The 19,982-nt window shown below is 63.7% G+C and carries 16 protein-coding genes; 4 read left to right on the top strand and 12 right to left on the bottom strand.

Annotated features, from left to right (window positions below):
* Positions 1-104: 104 nt before the first annotated feature.
* A complete protein-coding gene (locus tag S4A8_RS18350; protein WP_353180556.1) occupies positions 105-503 on the bottom strand; it encodes a DUF2306 domain-containing protein in 399 nt (132 codons plus the stop codon).
* A 102-nt stretch (positions 504-605) separates the two neighbouring features.
* Here S4A8_RS18350 and S4A8_RS18345 point away from each other — a divergent pair, with 102 nt between their 5' ends.
* Positions 606-1,136 carry a PadR family transcriptional regulator gene (locus S4A8_RS18345; RefSeq protein ID WP_353221251.1) on the top strand — a complete coding sequence of 177 codons (531 nt, stop codon included), beginning with the start codon at positions 606-608 and terminating at the stop codon, positions 1,134-1,136.
* Between the two features lie 261 nt (positions 1,137-1,397).
* Here S4A8_RS18345 and urtE read toward each other — a convergent pair whose 3' ends face one another.
* The 9 genes from urtE to S4A8_RS18300 form a co-directional block, all read right to left on the bottom strand.
* Positions 1,398-2,126: an urea ABC transporter ATP-binding subunit UrtE gene (gene urtE, locus S4A8_RS18340; RefSeq protein ID WP_353221250.1), complete on the bottom strand. Its 729-nt coding sequence runs from the start codon at positions 2,124-2,126 to the stop codon at positions 1,398-1,400.
* Positions 2,119-2,952, bottom strand: a complete 834-nt coding sequence (urtD, locus tag S4A8_RS18335) for an urea ABC transporter ATP-binding protein UrtD (protein ID WP_353221249.1) — start codon at positions 2,950-2,952, stop codon at positions 2,119-2,121. Before urtD ends, urtE begins: the two co-directional genes overlap by 8 nt.
* Complete coding sequence (gene urtC, locus S4A8_RS18330) at positions 2,949-4,037, bottom strand: urea ABC transporter permease subunit UrtC (protein WP_353221255.1); 1,089 nt, start codon at positions 4,035-4,037, stop codon at positions 2,949-2,951. The genes urtD and urtC overlap by 4 nt, the downstream gene beginning before the upstream one ends.
* Before the next feature lie 53 nt (positions 4,038-4,090).
* Positions 4,091-5,863, bottom strand: coding sequence for an urea ABC transporter permease subunit UrtB (gene urtB / locus S4A8_RS18325; RefSeq protein WP_353221248.1), 1,773 nt, complete (start codon positions 5,861-5,863; stop codon positions 4,091-4,093).
* Positions 5,864-5,938: 75 nt separating this feature from the next.
* Complete coding sequence (gene urtA / locus S4A8_RS18320) at positions 5,939-7,249, bottom strand: urea ABC transporter substrate-binding protein (RefSeq protein ID WP_353221247.1); 1,311 nt, start codon at positions 7,247-7,249, stop codon at positions 5,939-5,941.
* Complete coding sequence (locus S4A8_RS18315) at positions 7,227-8,036, bottom strand: GntR family transcriptional regulator (protein WP_502950759.1); 810 nt, start codon at positions 8,034-8,036, stop codon at positions 7,227-7,229. The genes urtA and S4A8_RS18315 overlap by 23 nt, the downstream gene beginning before the upstream one ends.
* A complete protein-coding gene (uca, locus tag S4A8_RS18310) occupies positions 8,036-11,668 on the bottom strand; it encodes an urea carboxylase (RefSeq protein ID WP_353221246.1) in 3,633 nt (1,210 codons plus the stop codon). The genes S4A8_RS18315 and uca overlap by 1 nt, the downstream gene beginning before the upstream one ends.
* The gene (gene atzF / locus S4A8_RS18305; protein ID WP_353221245.1) at positions 11,661-13,487 is read right to left on the bottom strand and encodes an allophanate hydrolase; all 1,827 of its coding nucleotides are present in this window, start codon (positions 13,485-13,487) and stop codon (positions 11,661-11,663) included. Before atzF ends, uca begins: the two co-directional genes overlap by 8 nt.
* Before the next feature lie 330 nt (positions 13,488-13,817).
* Positions 13,818-14,291, bottom strand: a complete 474-nt coding sequence (locus S4A8_RS18300; RefSeq protein ID WP_353221244.1) for a flavodoxin family protein — start codon at positions 14,289-14,291, stop codon at positions 13,818-13,820.
* Between the two features lie 566 nt (positions 14,292-14,857).
* Between S4A8_RS18300 and S4A8_RS18295 the strand changes: the two genes are divergently transcribed.
* The 3 genes from S4A8_RS18295 (at position 14,858) to S4A8_RS18285 (ending at position 17,476) form a co-directional block, all read left to right on the top strand.
* Positions 14,858-15,775, top strand: coding sequence for a LysR family transcriptional regulator (locus S4A8_RS18295; RefSeq protein ID WP_353180566.1), 918 nt, complete (start codon positions 14,858-14,860; stop codon positions 15,773-15,775).
* Between the two features lie 86 nt (positions 15,776-15,861).
* Complete coding sequence (locus S4A8_RS18290) at positions 15,862-16,629, top strand: SDR family NAD(P)-dependent oxidoreductase (RefSeq protein WP_353221243.1); 768 nt, start codon at positions 15,862-15,864, stop codon at positions 16,627-16,629.
* Between the two features lie 241 nt (positions 16,630-16,870).
* The gene (locus S4A8_RS18285; RefSeq protein WP_353221242.1) at positions 16,871-17,476 is read left to right on the top strand and encodes a TetR/AcrR family transcriptional regulator; all 606 of its coding nucleotides are present in this window, start codon (positions 16,871-16,873) and stop codon (positions 17,474-17,476) included.
* On the opposite strand, the gene S4A8_RS18280 is transcribed toward S4A8_RS18285, so the two are convergent.
* Both S4A8_RS18280 and S4A8_RS18275 read right to left on the bottom strand, forming a co-directional pair.
* Entirely contained in the window at positions 17,457-19,409 is a 1,953-nt protein-coding gene (locus S4A8_RS18280; protein ID WP_353221241.1) for an MFS transporter, read from the bottom strand. The genes S4A8_RS18285 and S4A8_RS18280 overlap by 20 nt on opposite strands.
* A gap of 227 nt (positions 19,410-19,636) precedes the next feature.
* On the bottom strand, positions 19,637-19,978 hold the full coding sequence (locus S4A8_RS18275) for a zinc ribbon domain-containing protein YjdM (protein ID WP_353221240.1): 342 nt from the start codon (positions 19,976-19,978) through the stop codon (positions 19,637-19,639).
* Positions 19,979-19,982: the final 4 nt, after the last annotated feature.

Genomic DNA, 19,982 nt, shown 5'->3' with positions numbered 1-19,982 from the left:
GTCGCGTATCAGGCGCTGGCTATCAACATACAAGGTTGGATTAGCGAAGCGTAATCCAACAAAGAACGCAGCCCGTAGCCTCGATCCCGACACCGGGGCGGCAATCAAGGCCCGAATACCACCGCGTACATGATGCGGCCCGGCATGAAGGTGAACGCGCCTGTGCCAATGAGTGCGAAGACGAACAACGACAGCATGCTGCGGCGATGGGCTCGCACGTTGCCGGAACGAATGGCGCGAACCCCGGCTACGAGTGTGACCAGGGTCAGAATCGAAAGCAGATGAATCGGACTCCAGGGGCCCATCAGCCGAATTTCATGAATGAAAAACGATGACAGCGCGACCGACGTCATCAGTGCGATCCAGACCCAGCCAAGCCCGCGGTGACGGGGCGTGCCACGGGGCAGCGCGAATTGCGCGATCGCCACGCCGAGCGCGAGCAATGCAGCCAGCACGTGTAACTGGATCGCCAGAGAAGCCGTCAGCAGCGGAGTCGCGGTCATAGCATCGCTCATATGCAACTTGATTCATATCATGACGCCGGTTCGCATATAAAACAAGTTGCATATAAACTGCGCAGATTCCATGGCCCGAAAAGGTATCTCATGAGCCTGCGTTACGCGCTCCTGGCCGCGATCGACGAAACACCCAGCACGGGTTATGCGTTGACCCGGCGCTTCAACGAAGGCCTGGCGCATGTGTGGTCGGCCAATCATCAGCAGGTTTATCGCGAACTGGCGCGGCTCGAAAAAGAAGGGTTGCTTTCGGTGACGGTCGAGTCGCAGGCGGGCAAGCCCGACCGCAAGCGATATGCGATTACCGCCGCCGGCATCGAAGCGCTGGGTGCGTGGGTGGAACAGATAGCTGCGCGGCCGGCGACCCGCGATCCGTTACTGGTGAAGTTGTTTGCCGGCGATCTCGTATCATCGCCGCGCCTGTGCGCGGAACTGGATACACATCGCCAGACCTGGCGCGAGCAACTGGCAACGTACCGTGCCATCGAAGCACGTTATTTTGCGGACCCAGACACCTTGTCCCATCGCTATCGCTTGCAGTATCTGGCGCTTCGGCGCGGCATTCTGAATACCGAAAGTTGGTTGGCCTGGGCAGACGAGGTCCAGGCCGTTTTGGCGTGAAGCCGGCGCCGGCCGTCTCGGCCTCCGCCCCAAACCCATCGACAGCGCTTCGGTAAAGCCTCGCGGCCGTAGACCGTAGGTTAGATTAGCGCAGCGTAATCTAACAAAGAACGCAGCCCGGCGACCCAACCTGGCGACGTGCCTCGCACTGCCATCGAGGCAATCCCATGTTGGCTTACGGCCTGCGGCCTAAGCCAACCTACGCCAACCTACGCGGCTAAGATCCAAGCCAGGGTACGCCCGCCAGGCAATGCCGATATGTCACACACTCAGGTGCTTGTTGACGATATCGTCGGTGAGTTCGTCGATGTCGCCCTGGGCGACGAGCCGGCCGTTGTCGAGAATGCGGAACTCGTCGGCCACGCGACGGGCGAAGGGCAGTTTCTGTTCGACGAGCAGCACGGTGAGGCCATCCTCGCGGTTGAGTTTTTCCAGCGTGTCGCCGATCTGGGCGACGATATTGGGCTGGATGCCTTCGCAGGGTTCATCGAGAATCAACAGCGTGGGGTCGAACACCAGCGCCCGGGCGATGGCCAGCTGTTGCTGCTGGCCGCCGGAGAGATCCCCGCCGCGCCGGCTGCGCATGTCCTTGAGCACGGGAAACAGTTCGAATACGCGATCGAGCGCGGCGCGTGAGCGATCGCGGCGTACATACAGCCCCAGTTCCAGATTTTCGGCGACCGAAAGCTGGCCGAAGATCTCGCGGCCCTGCGGCACATAGCCGATCCCCAGGCCGGCGCGTTTGTCGGCGGCCAGGTCGAGCAGGTTGACGTCGCCAAAGCGAATTTCGCCGCTGGCGGGCACCAGCCCCATGATGGTCTTGAGCAAGGTGGTCTTGCCCATGCCGTTGCGGCCCATCAGGCAGCTGATCGCACCGGGGGTGACGTCGAGATCCACATCCCAGAGGATATGGCTGCCACCGTAATACTGGTCGAGCCCGCGTATCGTCAGGCTCGGTGCGGATTCGGTCTTGCGTGCGGCATTACTCACCGAGATAGACCTCCACGACCTTCGGGTCGTTCTGAATGGCATCCATCGAGCCCTCGGCGAGCACTCGGCCTTCGTGCAGCACGGTCACCGTCTTGGCGATGGAGCGCACGAATTCCATATCGTGTTCGACCACTACGACGGAGCGCTTGCCGGCCAGGCGTACGAGCAGCTCCGCGGTGCGTTCGACTTCCTGGGGCGTCATGCCCGCCACCGGTTCGTCGACCAGCAGCAGCTCGGGCTCCTGCATGAGCAGCATGCCGATTTCCAGCCATTGTTTCTGGCCATGCGACAAGGCGCCGGCGAGCGTGTGACGGCGCTCGTCCAGGCCGATGAGTTCCAGTGTTTCGTCGATATGCGCGGCCTGTTCGCCGCTGAGTCTGGCGAACAGCACCGGCCACACACCGCGCGCGCCCGCCATGGCCAGCTCCAGGTTTTCGTGCACGGTATGGTTTTCGAACACCGTGGGCTTCTGGAACTTGCGCCCGATTCCCGCCTGCGCAACGCGCGGTTCGTCGAGGCTGAGCAGGTCGATATTCTGGCCGAACCAGGCCCGCCCGGCGTCGGGGCGGGTCTTGCCGGTAATCACGTCCATCATCGTGGTCTTGCCGGCGCCGTTGGGCCCGATGATGCAACGCAGTTCGCCCGCGTTGATATACAGCGTGAGCGCGTCCAGCGCCTTGAAGCCGTCGAAGCTCACGGTGATGTCTTCGACATAGAGAATCGTGCCGTGGCGTACGTCCGGTTTGGCGCCGACGGCCGGCCGGTTGACGAAATCGAATACCCGCGAGCGATCGGAAAAGCTTTCCAGCAGGGCCGGTTTTTTCATGACGCGTCCTTGCGCAACACCAGTTGCCGCAGCTGTGAAACCAGACCGACGATCCCCTTGGGCAGGAACAGGGTGACGGCCACGAACAGCGCGCCCAGTGCATAGGGCCAGATATCGGGAAACGCGCCGGTCAGCCAGGTCTTGGCGAAATTCACCACGCCCGCGCCGAGCGCTGCCCCGTAGAGCGTGCCGCGCCCGCCCACGGCGACCCAGACCACGGCTTCGATGGAGGCGATGGGCGAAAACTCGCTCGGATTGATGATCCCGACCTGGGGCACGTACAGCGCGCCGGCCACGCCCGCAAGCATGGCCGAAATGGTGAAGATCCATACCTTGTAAAGCTCCACGCGATAGCCGGTGAAGCGGGTACGGCTTTCGGCATCACGTATGGCTTCGAGCACGCGCCCGGCGCGCGAAGTCACGATGAAGCGCGCGAGCAGAAACCCCGCGAGCAGGCCGATGCCGGAGGCCACGAACAGGCCTACGCGGGTACCGTCGGATGACAGATCGTAGCCGAGGATGTCCTTGAAGTCGGTCAGGCCGTTGTTGCCGCCAAAGCCCATTTCGTTGCGAAAGAACGCCAGCATCAGGGCATAGGTCATCGCCTGGGTGATGATGGCGAAATACACGCCGGTCACCCGCGAGCGAAACGCCAGCCAGCCGAACACCAGCGCCAGCAGTCCGGGCACCAACAGCACCATGGCCATGGCCACGGCGAAGATATCCATGCCATGCCAGTACCAGGGCAGGGTGTCCCAGTTGAGAAACACCATGAAGTCCGGCAGCACCGGGTTGCCGTAGACACCGCGATCGCCGATCTGGCGCATCAGATACATGCCCATCGCATAGCCGCCGAGGCCGAAAAATGCCGTATGGCCCAGACTGAGAATGCCGCAATAGCCCCAGATCAGATCGAGCGCGACCGCGAGTAGCGCATAGGTCAGATACTTGCCGACCAGGGCGACGGTGAAGTCCGATACATGCAGTGCGCTGGCCGGGCTGATCACGAGATTGCACAGCGGCACGGCCACGATCAGGGCAATGAGGGCGACCACGAACACGAGACTGCCGGTATCGCCGAGCATGCGCACCAGCACCGGGCCGTGGTTCGCTTTGGAAAGTCGGGTCGAACGCGGCATCAGGAGCCCTCCGCCGTGCGGCCTTTCTGCGGGAACAGCCCGCGCGGTCGCCGCTGAATGAACAGAATCAGGAAGATGAGCACGAGAATCTTGGCCAGCACGGCGCCGGCCTGCGGTTCGATGAACTTGGTGAGCACGCCCAGCGACAGCCCGGATACGAGCGTGCCCCACAGATTGCCTACGCCGCCGAAGACCACGACCATGAACGAGTCGATGATGTAGCTCTGACCCAGGTTGGGCCCGACGTTGGTGAGCTGGCTCAAGGCCACGCCGGCGATGCCGGCCACGCCCGAGCCCAGCCCGAAGGTCAGCGCATCCACACGCTGGGTACGAATGCCCATGGCCCGGGCCATGTCCCGGTTCTGCGAAACCGCACGCACCTTGAGCCCCAGTGAGGTCTTGTGCATGACCAGAATCAGCGCGGCGAACACGACCATCGCAAAGCCGAAGATCACCAGGCGATTGGCGGTGAGCGCGAACAGATCGTTGAAGCGGATCAGCCCGCTCATCCATTCCGGCGCGGCGACACTGCGGTTGAGCGGGGTGAAGACGCTGCGCACCAGCTGTTGCAGAAACAGGCTCACGCCGAAGGTGGCCAGCAGCGTTTCCAGCGGTCGGCCATACAGCCATTGCACGATCGAGCGCTCGATGAGAATGCCCACCAGGCCGGAGACGACAAACGCCGCCGGCACGGCGAGCACCAGCGCCAGACCGATATGGCCGGGCAACAGCTGCTGCATGACGAACGCGGTATAGGCGCCGAGCATGATCAGCTCGCCGTGGGCCATGTTGATCACGCCCATCACGCCGAAGGTGATCGCCAGACCGATACCGGCCAGCACCAGAATCGAGCCCAGACTCAGGCCGAAGAACAGGGTTTCCAGATAATCGTAAAAGTTGCGCCACCAGTCGATGCGTTCGACCTGGGCAGCGGCTGCCGCGCGCAGACGCGCCTGGTCGGCATCGGGGCTGTCCTCGGGGATGAGGATGAGCATGTTGTTCAGACGGTTGTAGACCATCTGGCTGTTGTCGCCGGCCAGGCGTTCGATCGCAGCCAGCTTGGCGGCGTTATCGCCGGTATTCAGATCGTTGATCGCCAGCGCGCGGTCGATGGCGGTTTGCACGCGTTCGTCCGTTTCGCTCGGGCGATGCGCACGCATCGCATCGGCGGCGTTGTCGTCGAGATTGGCCGACATGGTTTCGACCGCGGCCAGGCGCGTGTCGGCATCGTCGGCATCGAGCTCGAGCTGGGCACGCGCCACGCCGATGTTCTGGCGCAGGCCGATATTGGTGCGCACCGGGTCGAAATCGCGTGCCGGCGCGCTGCCCGCGCTGGCCAAGGTGATCGGGTCGCGCAGGGCGTAGGTATCGCCGTTGTCTTCGGCGATGAAAACCTTGCCGTCGGCTTCACGCACAACCAGCCGGTTGTCGGCGAAGGCTGCCAGCAGTTCGTCGGTATGCGCCTGCGGATGGCTGGCCAGTGCACGCACGATCCGCCGTTTTTGCGGATAGTTGGCCTCGGCCAGCGCGGCGACGGTGCCGGCATAGTCGAAGCCGGGCGTTTCGCTGTCGTCGTTGTCGGCGGCAGTGGCTTGTGTAGCGCTATTGCCCGCCGGGCTGGGCGACGAGGGCTGCGACGGCGCGGATGTATCCGCGGGCGCCGTGGTGTCGCTTGTGGCCGGCTGGGCGATCGCCAGACTGCTCGCAAACGCCAGCACGAGCAGCGTCGCGCCGAGCCGGCGTGTTGCGCGGTATGTTCGGGTCGTGTCCATGGCGGATTCGTTCGGTGGGGCGAAAGCACCGGGCCGTTGCGGCCCGGTGCGTCATGGTCGAAGCGCGTCGACTACCTACTGCGCCGAACTCTGTCCCGTGCAGGACTTGGTTTCGGTGTTGTAGTGGCCGCAGTCCAGCTCGACCCAGTCGGCCTTGAGCTTGGCGCTGTCGGGCAGATAGTCGGACCAGGCATCGCCGGGCACTTCCGTGTCGGTTTCCCATACCACCGAGAACTGGCCGTCGTCGGTGATCTCGCCGATATAGACGGGCTTGGTGATGTGATGATTGGGCAGCACCTCGGCCGTGCCGCCGGTGAGGTTGTCGACTTCGAGCCCGGGCAGGGTGTCGATGACCGTATCCACATCCGTGGTACCGGCTTTCTTGACCGCCTTCACCCATAGATTGAAGCCGATATAGGTGGCCTCCATCGGGTCGTTGGTCACGCGCTTGTCGTCGCCGGTGTACTCATGCCAGTGCTTGATGAACTGTTCGTTGGCCGGCGTATCGATGCTCTCGAAATAGTTCCAGGCCGCCAGATGGCCCACCAGCGGCGCGGTGCTGATACCCGACAGTTCCTGTTCGCCCACCGAGAAGGCGACCACCGGGATATCGGCGGCGGAAATCTGCTGGTTGGCCAGCTCCTTGTAGAAGGGCACGTTGGCGTCGCCGTTGATGGTCGAGACTACGGCGGTCTTCTTGCCCACCGAACCGAAGGCTTTCACCCGCGCGACGATGCTCTGCCAGTCGGAATGCCCGAACGGCGTGTAGTTGATCATGATGTCGGACTCGGCCACGCCCTGATCCATCAGATACTGCTTGAGGATCTTGTTGGTGGTACGCGGGTAGACATAGTCGGTGCCCAGCAGTACCCAGCGCTCCACGCCGACCTCGTTCATCAGATAATTCACCGCCGGGATCGCCTGCTGATTGGGCGCGGCCCCGGTATAGATGATGTTGCGCGAGGATTCTTCGCCTTCGTATTGCACCGGATAGAACAGCAGCCCGTTCAATTCCTCGAATACCGGCAGGACTGACTTGCGCGACACCGATGTCCAGGTGCCGAACACCACATCGACCTTGTCCTGGGCGAGCAGCTGACGGGCTTTTTCCGCGAACAGCGGCCAGTTCGAGGCCGGGTCGACGACCACCGGCTCGAGCTGACAGCCCAGCAGGCCGCCGTTTTCGTTCTGCTGCTTGATGAGCATCAGCGCGGTGTCCTTGAGGGTGGACTCGCTGATGGCCATCGTGCCCGACAGCGAATGCAGTACGCCGACCTTGATCGGGCATTGCGTATCGGCGGCCTGGGCGCCGGTGGATACGCCCAGCGCCAGCAGCGCGGGCGCGAGCACGCGTGTGCCGAGTTTATGCAGTGTTTTCGTTTTCATCGTGGGTTCCCCCTGGATTTACAGTGGTGGCAGATGCGCGATGGGGCGAGGCGCCGTCGGCGGCGCTTCGCTGCATGGTGTCGCGGGCTTCGTAGAGCCCGTGCAGGGTGATCTGGCGAACCGCATCGCGGCTGGCCTTGATATGGGTCGTCAGCAGTGCTTGCGCGGGCTCGGCCTGACGGTTGGCGAGGCGGCGCAAAATTGCGGCGTGTTCGTCATAGGTCGCGGCCACGCGATCGGGTTTGACGAAATCCAGCCGCCGTACGATACGAATGCGTTCGGTCACATCGCGATGAATACGCGCCATTTCGCGATTGCCCGCTGCGGCCACGAGCGTGGCGTGAAACTGTTCGTCGAGTTGCCAGAGCGTGGTGCTGTCGGTTTCACGAGCCGGGCTGTCGATTTGCCAGGTTTCGTCCAGCCCGGCCAGGGCCGGCGGGCGTTCGGCTAGCGCGCACAGACGTTTTACGGCCGCGCATTCGAGGGTGATGCGCACGTCGTAGAGTTCGTCGAACGCATGGAAATCCAGCGGTTTGACGTGCCAGCCGCCCTTGTCCAGCACATCGACATAGCCATCGCGTTGCAGGCGAAACAGGGCTTCGCGTACCGGCGTGCGACTGGCCTGCGTGCGTTCGGCGATCTCGTTTTCCGACAGCCGATCGCCCGGCATGAGGGTGAAATCGAACAGATCGGCCTTGAGCTGTGCATACACGCGATCGGCCAGGTTCACGCGCCGGCCGCGGCGCGTGTTCGCAGTGGGTACGGCCGGTGTGCGGGGCAGGCTCACTATTCGCTCGGTTCGATGACGAGCAGTACATCGCCGGCCGAAACCAGCGTGCCCTGTTCGCAGCGCAGCGCCTTGACCGTGCCGTCGCAGGGGGCTTCGACGCTGAATTCCATCTTCATCGCCTCGACGATCACCAGCGTGTCGCCGGCGGCGACCGTCGCGCCCTGTTCGACCTGGAGTTTCCAGACATTGCCGGACACATCGGCCGTGACCGCTTCGCCGTCGATATCGTCATCGATTGGCGCCGCGGCCGGGCCGGCTTTTTCTTCCGGTTCGGCATCGGCCTGGGCCTGCCAGTGTTCGACTTCCTTGGCGAAGGCCGCGTTCTGGCGTTCGCGAAAGGCGGCGATGTCCTCGGCGTTGTCGTCGAGAAAGCGCTGGTATTCGGCGAAATCGAAGACTTCCTCGGTGATTTCGGCATGCAGCCGGCCGGCCCGAAAGGCCGCGCGCATGTCGGTGAGCGTGTCTTCGTCGACCGGGTAATAGCGCACCTGGTCGAAAAAGCGCAGCAGCCACGGTTCGCCTGGGGTGAACTGTTCGTTATGGCCGAACTTGTTCCAGATCGGCAGCGTGCGCCCGACCAGCTGATAACCGCCCGGCGAATCCATGCCGTAAATGCACATGTACACGCCGCCAATGCCCACCGTGCCCTCGGCGGTATAAGTACGGGCCGGGTTGTATTTGGAGGTGACCAGCCGGTGGCGCGGATCGACCGGCACCGCACAGGGCGCGCCCAGATAAACGTCCCCCAGGCCCAGCACCATATAGCTGGCCGAGAGAATGGTCTCCTGCACTGCCTCGCGTGTTTCCAGCCCGTTGATCCGCTGGATGAAGTCCACGTTGTTGGGCAGCCAGGGCGCGGTATCGCGCACCGACTGGCGATAGCGGGACACCGCATCCAGCGTGGCGCTGTCCTCGAAGGCCAGCGGCAAATGCAGCACGCGGGTGGGCAGCTTGAGGTCGTCCACCTCGGGTAGTTCGGCCTCGATCGCCAGCAATGCCTCGATCAATGCATCCTGATGAATACGTTGGCCGTCGTAGTTGACCTGCAACGAACGCACCCCGGGCGAGAGTTCCAGAATGCCCTCGACGGGGTTTTTCTCCAGCGCCTGCATGAGCAGATACACCCGCAGGCGAAAACGCAGGTCGAGCACGTTCGGCCCGTATTCGATCAGGATGTAGCTGTCGCCGGCCTGGCGATACGCCACCGCCGGGCGGCTGCCTTCGCCCGCGCGCTCGGCCAGCACGCAGGGCGAGACCGTCTCGGCGGGTTGCGGAATGGGCAAGGCATCGCGCGTGTCGGGCACGGCCAGTTCGTTGCAGGCCGCGTCTTGTTCGCGCTGGCGAGCGATGGCCTCGTCGAAGCCCAGCTGTACGAAGCGAATCGTATCGCCCGGCGCGACCTGGCCGACTTTCCACAATTCGGCGGCGGCGATGGTCACCGGACACACGAAACCGCCCAGGTTCGGTCCCTCGCGGGTGAGAATTACCGGCATGTCGCCGGTGAAATTGATCGCCCCGACTGCGTATTCCGTGTCGTGGATATTGGACGGGTGCAGGCCGGCTTCGCCGCCGTTTTCACGGGCAAAGGTCGGCTTGGGGCCATTCAGGCGAATGCCCAGCCGGTTGGAGTTGTAGTGAACTTCCCAATCCGTGGCCAGAAACTGTTCGATCGATTCTTCGGTAAAGAAATCGGGCGCCCCGTGCGGGCCGTAGAGCACGCCGATTTCCCAGTGAATGGCATAGTCCGGCACGAGTTCGGCCGGCGCGGCGGCCGGTTCGCGAATCGGCGCGGGCGTGGGGTTGTTGGGACGTGATGCGTCGCAAATGGCGAGCATATCGGTGGCGCGCAGCGGCCGGCCGGCATGGCCGCCGAACTGGCCCAGCGCAAAGGTGGATTTGCTGCCCAGATAGTCCGGTACGTCGATACCGCCCCGAATCGCCAGATAGCTGCGACAGCCGGATTCGGCCTTGCCCACGACCAGCGTTTGGCCGGGCGCTACATCAATCGGTGTCCAGAAATCGATCGCTTCGCCGTCGAGCGTGGCGGGGGTGCGCGCGCCGGTCAGGGCGATGGTGGCGGCGCGATGAAACAGAATCTCCGGCCCGAGAATGGTGCACTCGATGCCGGCGGCCGACGCGTGGTTGCCCACGATCGCATTGGCCAGCCGGAAGGCATAGTCATCCATCGGCCCCGATGGCGGCACGCCGATATGCCAGTAGCCGGTGCGCCCCGGGTAGTCCTGAATGCTGGTGTAGGTGCCGGGTTTGACGATCTCGACGCCTGGCGGCGCGTAGTCGAAGTCGGCCAGAAATGCGGTCGAGACTTCGCCGGCCGAGAATTTGTCGTCGGCTACGATCTGGCGCAGATACTCGAGGTTGGTGGCAATACCGGACAGGCGCGTGGCATCCAGGGCATTGGCCAGCCGGGCCAGGGCTTCGTCGCGGGTATTGCCGTGCACGATGAGCTTGGCGATCATCGGGTCGAAATGCGACGACACCTCGGTGCCGGCGGCCACCCAGGTATCCACCCGGGCGTGCTCGTCGAACACCACCTCGGTGAGCGTGCCGGGCGAGGGCGCGAAATCCCGTGCCGGCTGCTCGGCATAGATGCGCACCTCGATGGCACAGCCCTGCGGGTCGGCTTCGAAGGTGGCCAGATTGCGCAGGTTGCCGGCGGCACAGCGGATCATCCATTCCACCAGATCCACGCCGGTGACCGCTTCGGTAATCGGGTGCTCGACCTGCAGGCGGGTGTTGACCTCCAGGAAATAGAATTCGTCGCGCGCGCCGTCGTAAATGAATTCCACCGTGCCCGCCGAGCGGTAATTCACCGACTCGCCCAGGCTCACGGCGGCCGCCATCATGGCCTCGCGGGTGGCGGCCGGCAGATGCGGTGCCGGGGTTTCTTCCACCACTTTCTGGTTGCGCCGCTGCAGGGAACAGTCGCGCTCGCCGAGTGCGACCACCGTGCCGGCGCCGTCGCCGAAGATCTGGATTTCCACATGCCGGGCGGATTCGATGAACCGCTCCAGAAACACGCCGCTATCGGAGAAATAGTTCTGCCCGAGACGCGCGACTTTTTCGAAGGCGGCTTCCAGCTCGGCTTCGTCGTTGCACCGCGATAGCCCGATGCCGCCGCCGCCGGCCGTGGACTTGAGCATGACCGGATAGCCCAGATCGGTGGCCGCGGATTTGGCGGCGTCCAGGCTGTCGAGCAGACCCGTGCCGGGGGCCAGCGGCACGCCTGCGGCTTCGGCCAGCTCGCGCGCGGTGTGCTTGAGGCCGAACTGTTCGATCTGCTCCGGCGTGGGCCCGACGAAGGCGATGCCGGCGTCTTCGCAGGCACGGGCGAAATCGGCGTTTTCGGATAGAAACCCGTAGCCGGGGATGATCGCCTGGGCACCGGCCTCGCGGGCGGCGGCCAGCACGGCGTCGACGTTGAGATAGCTGTCGGCCGCGCTATCGCCGCCCAGGGCGATGGCCTGATCGGCGGCACTCACATGGCCGCTGTCGCGATCGGAATCGGAATAGATGGCCACACTCGTCACGCCGATCTTTTCGAGCGTGCGTGCGATACGCACCGCGATTTCGCCGCGGTTGGCGATAAGTACGGTATCCAGTTCAGCCATGATCGTTCGCCTTTGCGTTCTGGTCTGCGATGTAGGCACGCCAGCCGCCGAACGCGGTGACGTCGCGTGCGCTCTCGGCAGCCCAGCCTTCGCAGATGAAACCTTTCACTTCGCGGCCATCGGCCAGCTGCAATGTGCCGATGCCCAGCGGTGCGGGTATGAGTGCAACGAACGAGCCAAACGCTTCGATCGGCACGTCCCAGAGCTCGACCTGAATCGACGCGCCGTCCGCGCCGCGGATCAGCCCGGGCTTGGGCGGGGTAGTGCCGGCCAGCGCCAGCAGGCGGTATTCCGGCGCGGTTTCGGTCTGTTCCACGAACACCGCGTCGCGCTCGGTGAGTTGCCAGTTCAAGGGCATGCCGCGCAGGTGCGCACCGACCACGGCCACCCGAATCATCTGAGGCGCCGGGTCGGCGCTGGCGGGCGTGGCCAGTTGCGAGGCCAGGCGTTCGCCGGTGCCCAGCGGCCACGGCTGGTGGTTTTGCCAACGCGCGCCCAGTGCGGCCAGACGGGCGTCATGCCAGGCCGGGGCGATCAGCGTGATGCCGGCCGGCAGGCCGTCGCCACGAAAACCGCCCGGCAGTGCCAACGCACAGTAATCGAGCAGGTTTACGAAATTCGTGTAGGTGCCCAGCCGGCTGTTGAGCGCCACCGGCTCGGCCGCGATTTCGTCCTGGCGATAGATGCTCGGCGCGGTCGGAACCAGTAGGGCATCGACACTTTCGATGAGCGCATCGGCCTGGCGCTTGAGCGCGGCCAGCGCGTATTGCGCGCCAAAGGCATCGACCGCGCTGGGTTTGCGGCCGCCGGTAATAATGTCCGCGACCACCGGGTCAGCTGCATCGGGGTGGGCGTCGATGAAGGCGCCGACCGCGGCATAGCGCTCGGCAACCCAGGGGCCCTGATAGAGCAGCGCTGCAGCTTCCTGGAAAGGTGTGAAATCGAGAGCCACGATCTCGGCGCCCGCGGCCTGCCACTGCGCCACGCTGGCCTCGAATGCCTGGCGCGCCGCCTCGTCGCCATAGAACTCGGGTTCGGCGGGAATGCCCAGCCGCGGCGTGGCTGTGTTTGCCATGCCGGCCGGCGCCTGCGCTGGTTGGGCGCGCGAATAGGCGTCCTCGGTATCGAAGGCGGTCAATACCGTGCGTAGGTACTCGGCATCGGCCATGTCCAGCGCGAAGATCGATACGCAATCCAGCGATCGACAGGCCGGCACCACGCCGCGGGTGCTGATCGCCCCGCAGGTGGCTTTGACGCCCACCAGATTGTTGAACCCGGCCGGCACGCGTCCGGAGCCGGCGGTATCGGTACCCAGTGCGAACGCGACCAGCCCGCGTGCGACCACCGACGCCGAGCCGGAGCTCGAGCCGCCGCTGATATAGGTCGGATCGAACGCGTTGGGCACCGCGCCGTAGGGCGAGCGCGTGCCCACCAGGCCGGTGGCGAACTGGTCGAGATTGGTCTTGCCCAGCAGAATCGCGCCCGCGGCTTGCAGCCGTTCGACCGCAGCTGCCGAACGCGTGGGCGTATAGGCGTAGTCGGGGCAGGCGGCCGTGGTCGGCAGGCCGGCGACATCGATATTGTCCTTCACCGCGAAGGGCACGCCATAAAGCGGCAAGGCCGAGCGATCGCCGCCGGCGTTGTCCAGCAACGTCTCCAGCGCGTCCAGCTGGGCATCCAGCTCGGGGCCCGTGATGATATGAATCCACGCAGGATCGTCGTTCGTGAGCTCGCCGTGGAGCGAATGAAGCGCCGTGCGGGGCGTCTGTACGCCGTCTGCGTAACGGCTATGCCAATCGGCCAGGGTGGAAATCGTCATGTGCGCTGCATACAGGGATGTATACAACGGTCATGCAACGCCTGTGCCAGCGTCTTGCAACGCTTATCTATCGCTGTCTTGAACGAGGTGAAGGGTGGCGTGGCGCGCACGCGGCGCCCCATCAGCGCGCGTTTGACCGGTTTTGGTGCAGTGCTGGGGCGTAATTACGAGGATTGGGCGTGGTCGACCGTCATCTGCGTCTTCGCTCGCATTCGCCGAGCCACGAGCAAGAACGGCGGATAGCGCCGCCATTTCCTGATCGAGGGCAGTGTTGAAGCGGCCGAGAACGGCCGATCCTGTCAGCCGGTGGGTGGCCCACCCGCCGGCCGGCTAGAACAGGCCGGATTCCAGCCCCGCCGCCATCATCAGCCCCAGTTCTTCGCACTGATCCTCGAAAGCGGGGTCGAATTCGCCCTGACAGATGAGCGGCGCCTGCACCGCTTTCCAGCGCAGCCCGCCGGTAATGCTGTCGATGGCCCGGCGTGTGCCGGTGCCGTCCAGGCCGGCGCGGATGTAGAAGGCAAAGGGCAGGGCGTCGGTGTGATCGAGGCAGTGGTAGTAGCTGCGGTCGAAAAAATCCTTGAGCGCGCCGCTCATGGTGCCGAGGTTTTCCGGTGTGCCGAGGATCACCGCATCGGCGCCGAGCACATCGTCGGGCCCGGCCTGAAGCGGTGCGATCCAGCGCGCGTCGACGCCTTCGATATCCGGGTGGCGGATGCCCCGTAATACCGCATCCCGTAGGCGGCGAGTGTTCGGCGAAGGCGCATGGGCGATCACCACGATCTGGTATCTGGACTCAGGCATAGCGCACCATCTCAATCGGAAAATAAATCTGTTTGTAAATTTATCGTTTCTGTCATACGCGGCTGCTATGATCCATATCGCGCTCGGCTGCGAGAAACAAAGGGGCAGCCATTGCGTTGGAATGGGTTCCGGACCGGTCGGCGATTTCCTGTTGGCAGGGTTCATGAAGAGTTGAACGAAAATAACGCTTGCGAATTAAAATCTAGGGTTTTATGCGATATTTTCTTTCACCGTCAATTAGATTGTAAGTGATCGATTGTTACGCGATCGCTGCGAGTCGTTGTACCGTAATGAGTTCCGCGCTCTTTAAAGTCCTATCGTATGGATTTGGTCATCGTTAACCCCCGAAAATGACAGCTAAAACAGTCGAACGCAATCGTGAACGGTGCCCCAAGTGCGACAGCTTCGGGGTGCTGCCGCTGCGTCGTCATGGCTTTCGCAAGATAATGAATCTGCGTAATTATTATCGCTGCATCGATTGCGGCCACCAGTTCCTGCAGAAGCGCCGCTAGCCAGGGCTGTGGTGCTATCCTTGCGCCATATTCCTCGGCGCATGTATTCACGTAATGAATGTTCGGGATATCGACCTGAACCTGCTTGTGTTTCTCGATGCGCTATTGCGCGAGCGCAGCGTCACCAAGGCCGCACTGGCCATGGATATGAGCCAGCCGGCCATGAGCAACGCGTTGCGACGTCTGCGCAAACTCCTGGGCGACCCGGTGCTCGTACGCACCGCCAGCGGCATGCAGCCCACCGATCGCGCGCTCAAGCTGCAACGCCCGGTCCGCAATGCGCTGGCCCAGCTGGAAAGCGCGATCGCGCCTAACCGGGCATTCGAACCGGCCACGGCCGAGCGTCTGTTCACCATTTTGATTACCGACTATGCCGCCTCGGTGCTCATGCCGCATGTGGTGGGCGTGCTCGAGCGCGAGGCACCGAATATCGCACTGAATATCCTCAGTGCCGGTAGCGACGCCATCGACCAGATCGAGCGCGGCGAAGCCGATGTGCTGGTCAACCGTTTCGGCAAACTGCCGGCGAACTTCCATCAGCAGCAGCTCTGGAGCGACCGCATGGCCTGCCTGATCCGCAAGGATCATCCGGCGCTGGTGGAGGCCGGCGGCGAGCTTACGCTGGAGACGTTTCTTTCGGAAAAACATATTCTGATCACCCAGACCGGGATCGGGCTGAGCCGTATCGACGAGGTGCTGGCCGATTCCGGGCGCTCGCGCCAGATCAGCGTGCTCACCCGCCACTATCAGCTGCCGCGCGAACTGGTGGCCAACAGCAACATGATCGTCGCGCTGCCGGCCCGGATTGCCCGCTATCAGGCGCGCCATCTTGGCCTGGCCGTGCTCGATCCGCCGCTGGAACTGCCGGAGTTTCATATCGGCATGGCCTGGGGCGCGCTCGATCATCACGACGTGGCCCATCGCTGGCTGCGCGAACGTATTATCGCCATTGCGCGCGAGCATTTGAGCTGATCGCCGCCTGCGGTGTGCGACCATGAACTCAGATGCCGCCTCGGCGAGCGCGGCATGACGCGCAATCAATACAAGAGGAGATAAGCATGACGGATCGATTCGACCTGACCGGCCGCGTGGCCCTGGTGACCGGTGCGGGCGGCGGCCTGGGCAGCGGCTTTGCCACGGCGCTGGCCGAAGCCGGGGCGAAAGTCGTGCTGTGCGGACGCCGCGAAGGCCCGCTGGTGACCGCGGCCGATGCCGTACGCGCGGCCGGCGGCGAAGCGAGCGTCGTACCCATGGACGTGAGCGACGCCGAGTCCGTCGCGGCCGGTTTCGATGCGGCCGAGCAGGCATTCGGTACGGTCGATATCGCCGTCTGCAACGCAGGCGTGGCGATCGCCGCCCCGGCCATGGACATGAGCGAAGCCGACTGGCTGAAAACGATCGATATCAATCTCAACGGCTGCTGGCGGGTGGCGGTCGAATGTGGCCGACGTCTGCGCCAGGCGGAAAAGCCCGGCAGTATCGTCAATATCACCTCCATTCTCGGCCACCGCGTGGCCTCGGCGGTCGCGCCTTATGCCGCCTCCAAGAGCGCGCTGGAACAACTCACGCGTAGCCTTGCACTGGAATGGGCCCGCTACGGTATCCGCGTGAACGCGATCGCGCCGGGTTATATCTCCACCGATATCAACCGCGGCTTTTTCGACACCGAGGCCGGCCAGAAGATGCTCAAGCGCATCCCGCAGCGCCAGCTCGGCCAGGTCGAGGATCTCGTCGGCGCGTTGTTGTTGCTCGCCTCCGATGCCGGGCGCTACATGACCGGCAGCACGATCGCCGTCGACGGCGGGCATTTGCAGTCCACGCTGTAGGGCGCGCGATCACGCGCGGTGTTCGGGGCAGTCGAGCACGGGCTGCCCCGGCACGCGCGGTAAAATAAACGCTGTTCAAAAACGCGTTATGATGCGTCGGGATTGGCTTTTTCAAGCGGTCGGCAATCGACGTGGAACCGCGAAGCCGGCCCCGCTGCGGCGCCGATAGAACCGGCGATCAACGGCGGGGCGCCGCGGTCGCGGTCGGGCCGGAACCCGCTGCAGAATCGAGGGCGCCTGGATGGCACGCCGTAGCGAACACACCCGCGAACAGCTCCACGAACTCATCCTGGACGCCGCTGAGCAGTTGATGGTCGACAAGGGGCTGGCCGGTTTGAGCGCGCGCGCCATCGCCCGCGAGATCGGTTATACGCCGGGTACGATCTATCTGGTGTTCGCCAATCTCGATGACGTCATCCTGCATGTGAATGCGCGTACGCTCGATCGGCTGCGCGTGCCCATGCAGCAGGCTGCGGCTGCCCATGCCGAGCCCACCGAACAGCTGCTGCATGTGGCCCGGGCCTATGCCGAATTTGCCCGCGCGCATCCCAACCTCTGGCGCGCCTGTTTCGAACACCGGTTGCCGGAGACCGTGCCCGGCCCGGACTATATCGACGACCGGATTGCGGCGCTGGTGGCGTTGATCATGGAACCGCTCGCACAGGTATCCGGCGCCCAAGGTGCTGCGCTCGACGCTGCTGCCCAGGCGCTGTGGAGCGGGGTACACGGCGTATGCATTCTAACGCTCACCGGCAAGCTGCATATGGTCGGCGGCCAGGCCACCGAGCACTTGACCGACGACCTTGTCAGCAACTATCTGGCCGGCCTTACGGCGCGGACGGCGTAGCGCCCGTCGGCCTTGCGCCCGTCGGCGCATCTTGCGCTGACAGCGGCTCGCCGCTATCGAGCATGCTCTGCACGCGCTGTTGCAGATCGGCCGCGCTGACCTGTTCCGGGGGCACGGCTTCGCCCGCGATCAATTCGATATGCGAGCGAAAACGTTGCGGCAGGCGCTGCATCGCCGGGCCGCCCTTGCGCGAAAAGAAGCTGCCCCACATGCCGCGCAGGGCCATCGGTACCACCGGCACGGGCGTGCGTTGCACCACGCGTTCCACGCCCTGGCGGAATTCCTGCAGCTCGCCGTCACGCGTTATCGCGCCTTCCGGGAACAGGCACACCACCTGACCATCTTCCAGCTCGCGAGCGATGGCGTCGTAGGCGGCTTCCAGGCGTTCCGGGTCTTCCTTGGCCGGGGCAATGGGAATGGCCTTGCCGGTACGGAAAATGAATGACAGCACCGGCACATCGAAGATGGTGTGATACATCACGAACCGGGCGGGCCGGCGCACCGAGCCGCCCAGGATGAGCCCGTCCATGAAGCTCACGTGATTGCACACCAGCAGCACGCCGCCCTCATCCGGGATGTTGTCCAGACCGCGTTTGCGCACGCGGTAGATCGTGCTCACGAGCAGCCAGATGATGAAACGCATGGTGAACTCGGGCACCAGCGTGAAGATGAACACTACCACCGCCGCGGTCATTACGGCCGTCGCCAGAAACAGCCCGGGAATGCTCAGCCCCAGCTGCAGCGCGCCCACCGCGTAGAGCGACGCCAGCACCATGAACAGGGCATTGATGATGCTGTTCGCCGCGATGATGCGCGACAGCCGATCACGCGGCGCACGCTCCTGGATGAGCGCGTACAGCGGCACGATATAAAAACCGCCGAACAACCCGATCAGGCCCAGATCGGCCAATATGCGCCAACTGCCATCCAGCGCCAAAAACGCCCACAAGTCGGCCTCGCCCACGTGATCGGCTACGCCGGCAAAGCCCAGATGCAGGCTGAACAACACCAGGCCCGCCGCGCCGAACGGCACCAACCCTAGCTCGATACGCCCGCCCGACAAGCGGTCGCACAGCATCGAACCAATGCCGATGCCCAGAGAAAATAGCGCCAGCAAAAGGGTGACCACCGTTTCGTCGCCGCCCAGATCCACACGCACATAGTTGGGCAGCTGCGCCAGATACATCGCGCCCACCGCCCAGAACCAGCTGATACCCATGATCGACAGAAAGATCGTACGGTTTTCACGCGCATAGCCGACGATGCGTATCGTCTCGCTCACCGGATTCCAGTTGAGCTTGATGTCCGGCGCATTGGGCGCGGTACGCGGAATGAGCAGGCTCACCAGCCAGCCCAGCACCGCAAACGCCAGCACGCTCGCGCCGATCACCACCGTCCGGTCGCCCACCGTATGTACCAGCTGGCCGCCCGCGATCGTGCCCAGCAGAATCGCCAGGAACGTGCCCAGCTCCACCATGCCGTTGCCACCGGTGAGTTCGCGGTTATCCAGATGCGCCGGCAGATAACCGTATTTCACCGGCCCGAACAACGTGCTCTGCGCGCCCATCAGAAACAAAAGCACCATCAACAGCGTCAGGCTGTGCAGCGCAAACGCCACTGCCGCGCCCGCCATGATCACGATCTCCAGCGCCTTGATCCAGCGCATGAGCGTGGCCTTGTCGTACTTGTCCGCAATCTGGCCGGCCGTGGCCGAAAACAAGAAGAAGGGCAGGATGAACAACGCAGCCGCCACGTTCACCAGCACGTTCGTGCTCATGCCGCCCTCGGTCATCGCCCAGCTCGAGCCCTGAAAGGCGATGAGGATCACCAGCGCATTCTTGAACAGATTGTCGTTGAACGCCCCCAGGAACTGGGTGAAGAAGAACGGCGAAAACCGCCGCTCGCCAAGAAGCCTGAACTGTCCGGAAGCCATGTCGCGATCCGTATTAATTAAACGGTGTTCAATTTATAGCAGCAACAAAATTTGCACGCAAGAGACGCGCTGCATGGGCTGTGCATATCCGCGCGGTGGTTGTTTGCGTAGCGGCCGAACATCGTTGGCCGCGGGGCGTTATCCGTTTCCTTGTTAGCTGCTACGGGCAGCCACCAAGCGTCCGCCATTCAGGGGTCGTTCGACGGATCGAGATTCCTGAGCTTGGCTCAGGCCTTTTTCACAAACTGAGCGGTCACCATCATGTCGCCGACGCCGTCGACCTTGCAGTCCAGCTGGTGATCCTTGCTATCAGCAAGCCGTTTGATGACCGCTTTCGTGCCCACCTTGAGCACCAGTGAGCTGCCCTTGACCTTGAGGTCTTTGATCATGGTGACCTTGTCGCCTTCCGCTAACGGCGTGCCGTGCGCATCTTTGACCGTCACGGTGTCTTCCGTGTCTGCCTGGGCCTCGGAAGGGTTCCATTCGTGGGCGCACTCGGGGCAAACGAGCAGGTTTTGATCCTGATAGACGAATTCGGATTGGCAGCGGGGGCAAGGTGGGCACGACATGAAT

It is taken from the genome of Salinisphaera sp. S4-8 (assembly GCF_040361235.1).
Lineage (GTDB): Bacteria > Pseudomonadota > Gammaproteobacteria > Nevskiales > Salinisphaeraceae > Salinisphaera.
Note: the sequence above shows the minus strand (reverse complement) of the source record. Positions and strands in the feature narration are given on the sequence as shown.

Excerpts from the sequence above, each read along its gene's own strand:
- S4A8_RS18275 (WP_353221240.1), bottom strand. The coding sequence starts at position 19,978 with ATGTCGTGCCCACCTTGCCCCCGCTGCCAATCCGAATTCGTCTATCAG.
- urtB (WP_353221248.1), bottom strand. The coding sequence starts at position 5,863 with ATGGACACGACCCGAACATACCGCGCAACACGCCGGCTCGGCGCGACG.
- urtA (WP_353221247.1), bottom strand. The coding sequence starts at position 7,249 with ATGAAAACGAAAACACTGCATAAACTCGGCACACGCGTGCTCGCGCCC.
- atzF (WP_353221245.1), bottom strand. The coding sequence starts at position 13,487 with ATGACGATTTCCACCCTGGCCGATTGGCATAGCCGTTACGCAGACGGC.
- S4A8_RS18290 (WP_353221243.1), top strand. The coding sequence starts at position 15,862 with ATGACGGATCGATTCGACCTGACCGGCCGCGTGGCCCTGGTGACCGGT.
- S4A8_RS18295 (WP_353180566.1), top strand. The coding sequence starts at position 14,858 with ATGAATGTTCGGGATATCGACCTGAACCTGCTTGTGTTTCTCGATGCG.
- S4A8_RS18300 (WP_353221244.1), bottom strand. The coding sequence starts at position 14,291 with ATGCCTGAGTCCAGATACCAGATCGTGGTGATCGCCCATGCGCCTTCG.
- uca (WP_353221246.1), bottom strand. The coding sequence starts at position 11,668 with ATGGCTGAACTGGATACCGTACTTATCGCCAACCGCGGCGAAATCGCG.
- urtC (WP_353221255.1), bottom strand. The coding sequence starts at position 4,037 with ATGCTCGGCGATACCGGCAGTCTCGTGTTCGTGGTCGCCCTCATTGCC.
- urtD (WP_353221249.1), bottom strand. The coding sequence starts at position 2,952 with ATGAAAAAACCGGCCCTGCTGGAAAGCTTTTCCGATCGCTCGCGGGTA.
- S4A8_RS18350 (WP_353180556.1), bottom strand. The coding sequence starts at position 503 with ATGACCGCGACTCCGCTGCTGACGGCTTCTCTGGCGATCCAGTTACAC.
- S4A8_RS18345 (WP_353221251.1), top strand. The coding sequence starts at position 606 with ATGAGCCTGCGTTACGCGCTCCTGGCCGCGATCGACGAAACACCCAGC.
- S4A8_RS18285 (WP_353221242.1), top strand. The coding sequence starts at position 16,871 with ATGGCACGCCGTAGCGAACACACCCGCGAACAGCTCCACGAACTCATC.
- S4A8_RS18280 (WP_353221241.1), bottom strand. The coding sequence starts at position 19,409 with ATGGCTTCCGGACAGTTCAGGCTTCTTGGCGAGCGGCGGTTTTCGCCG.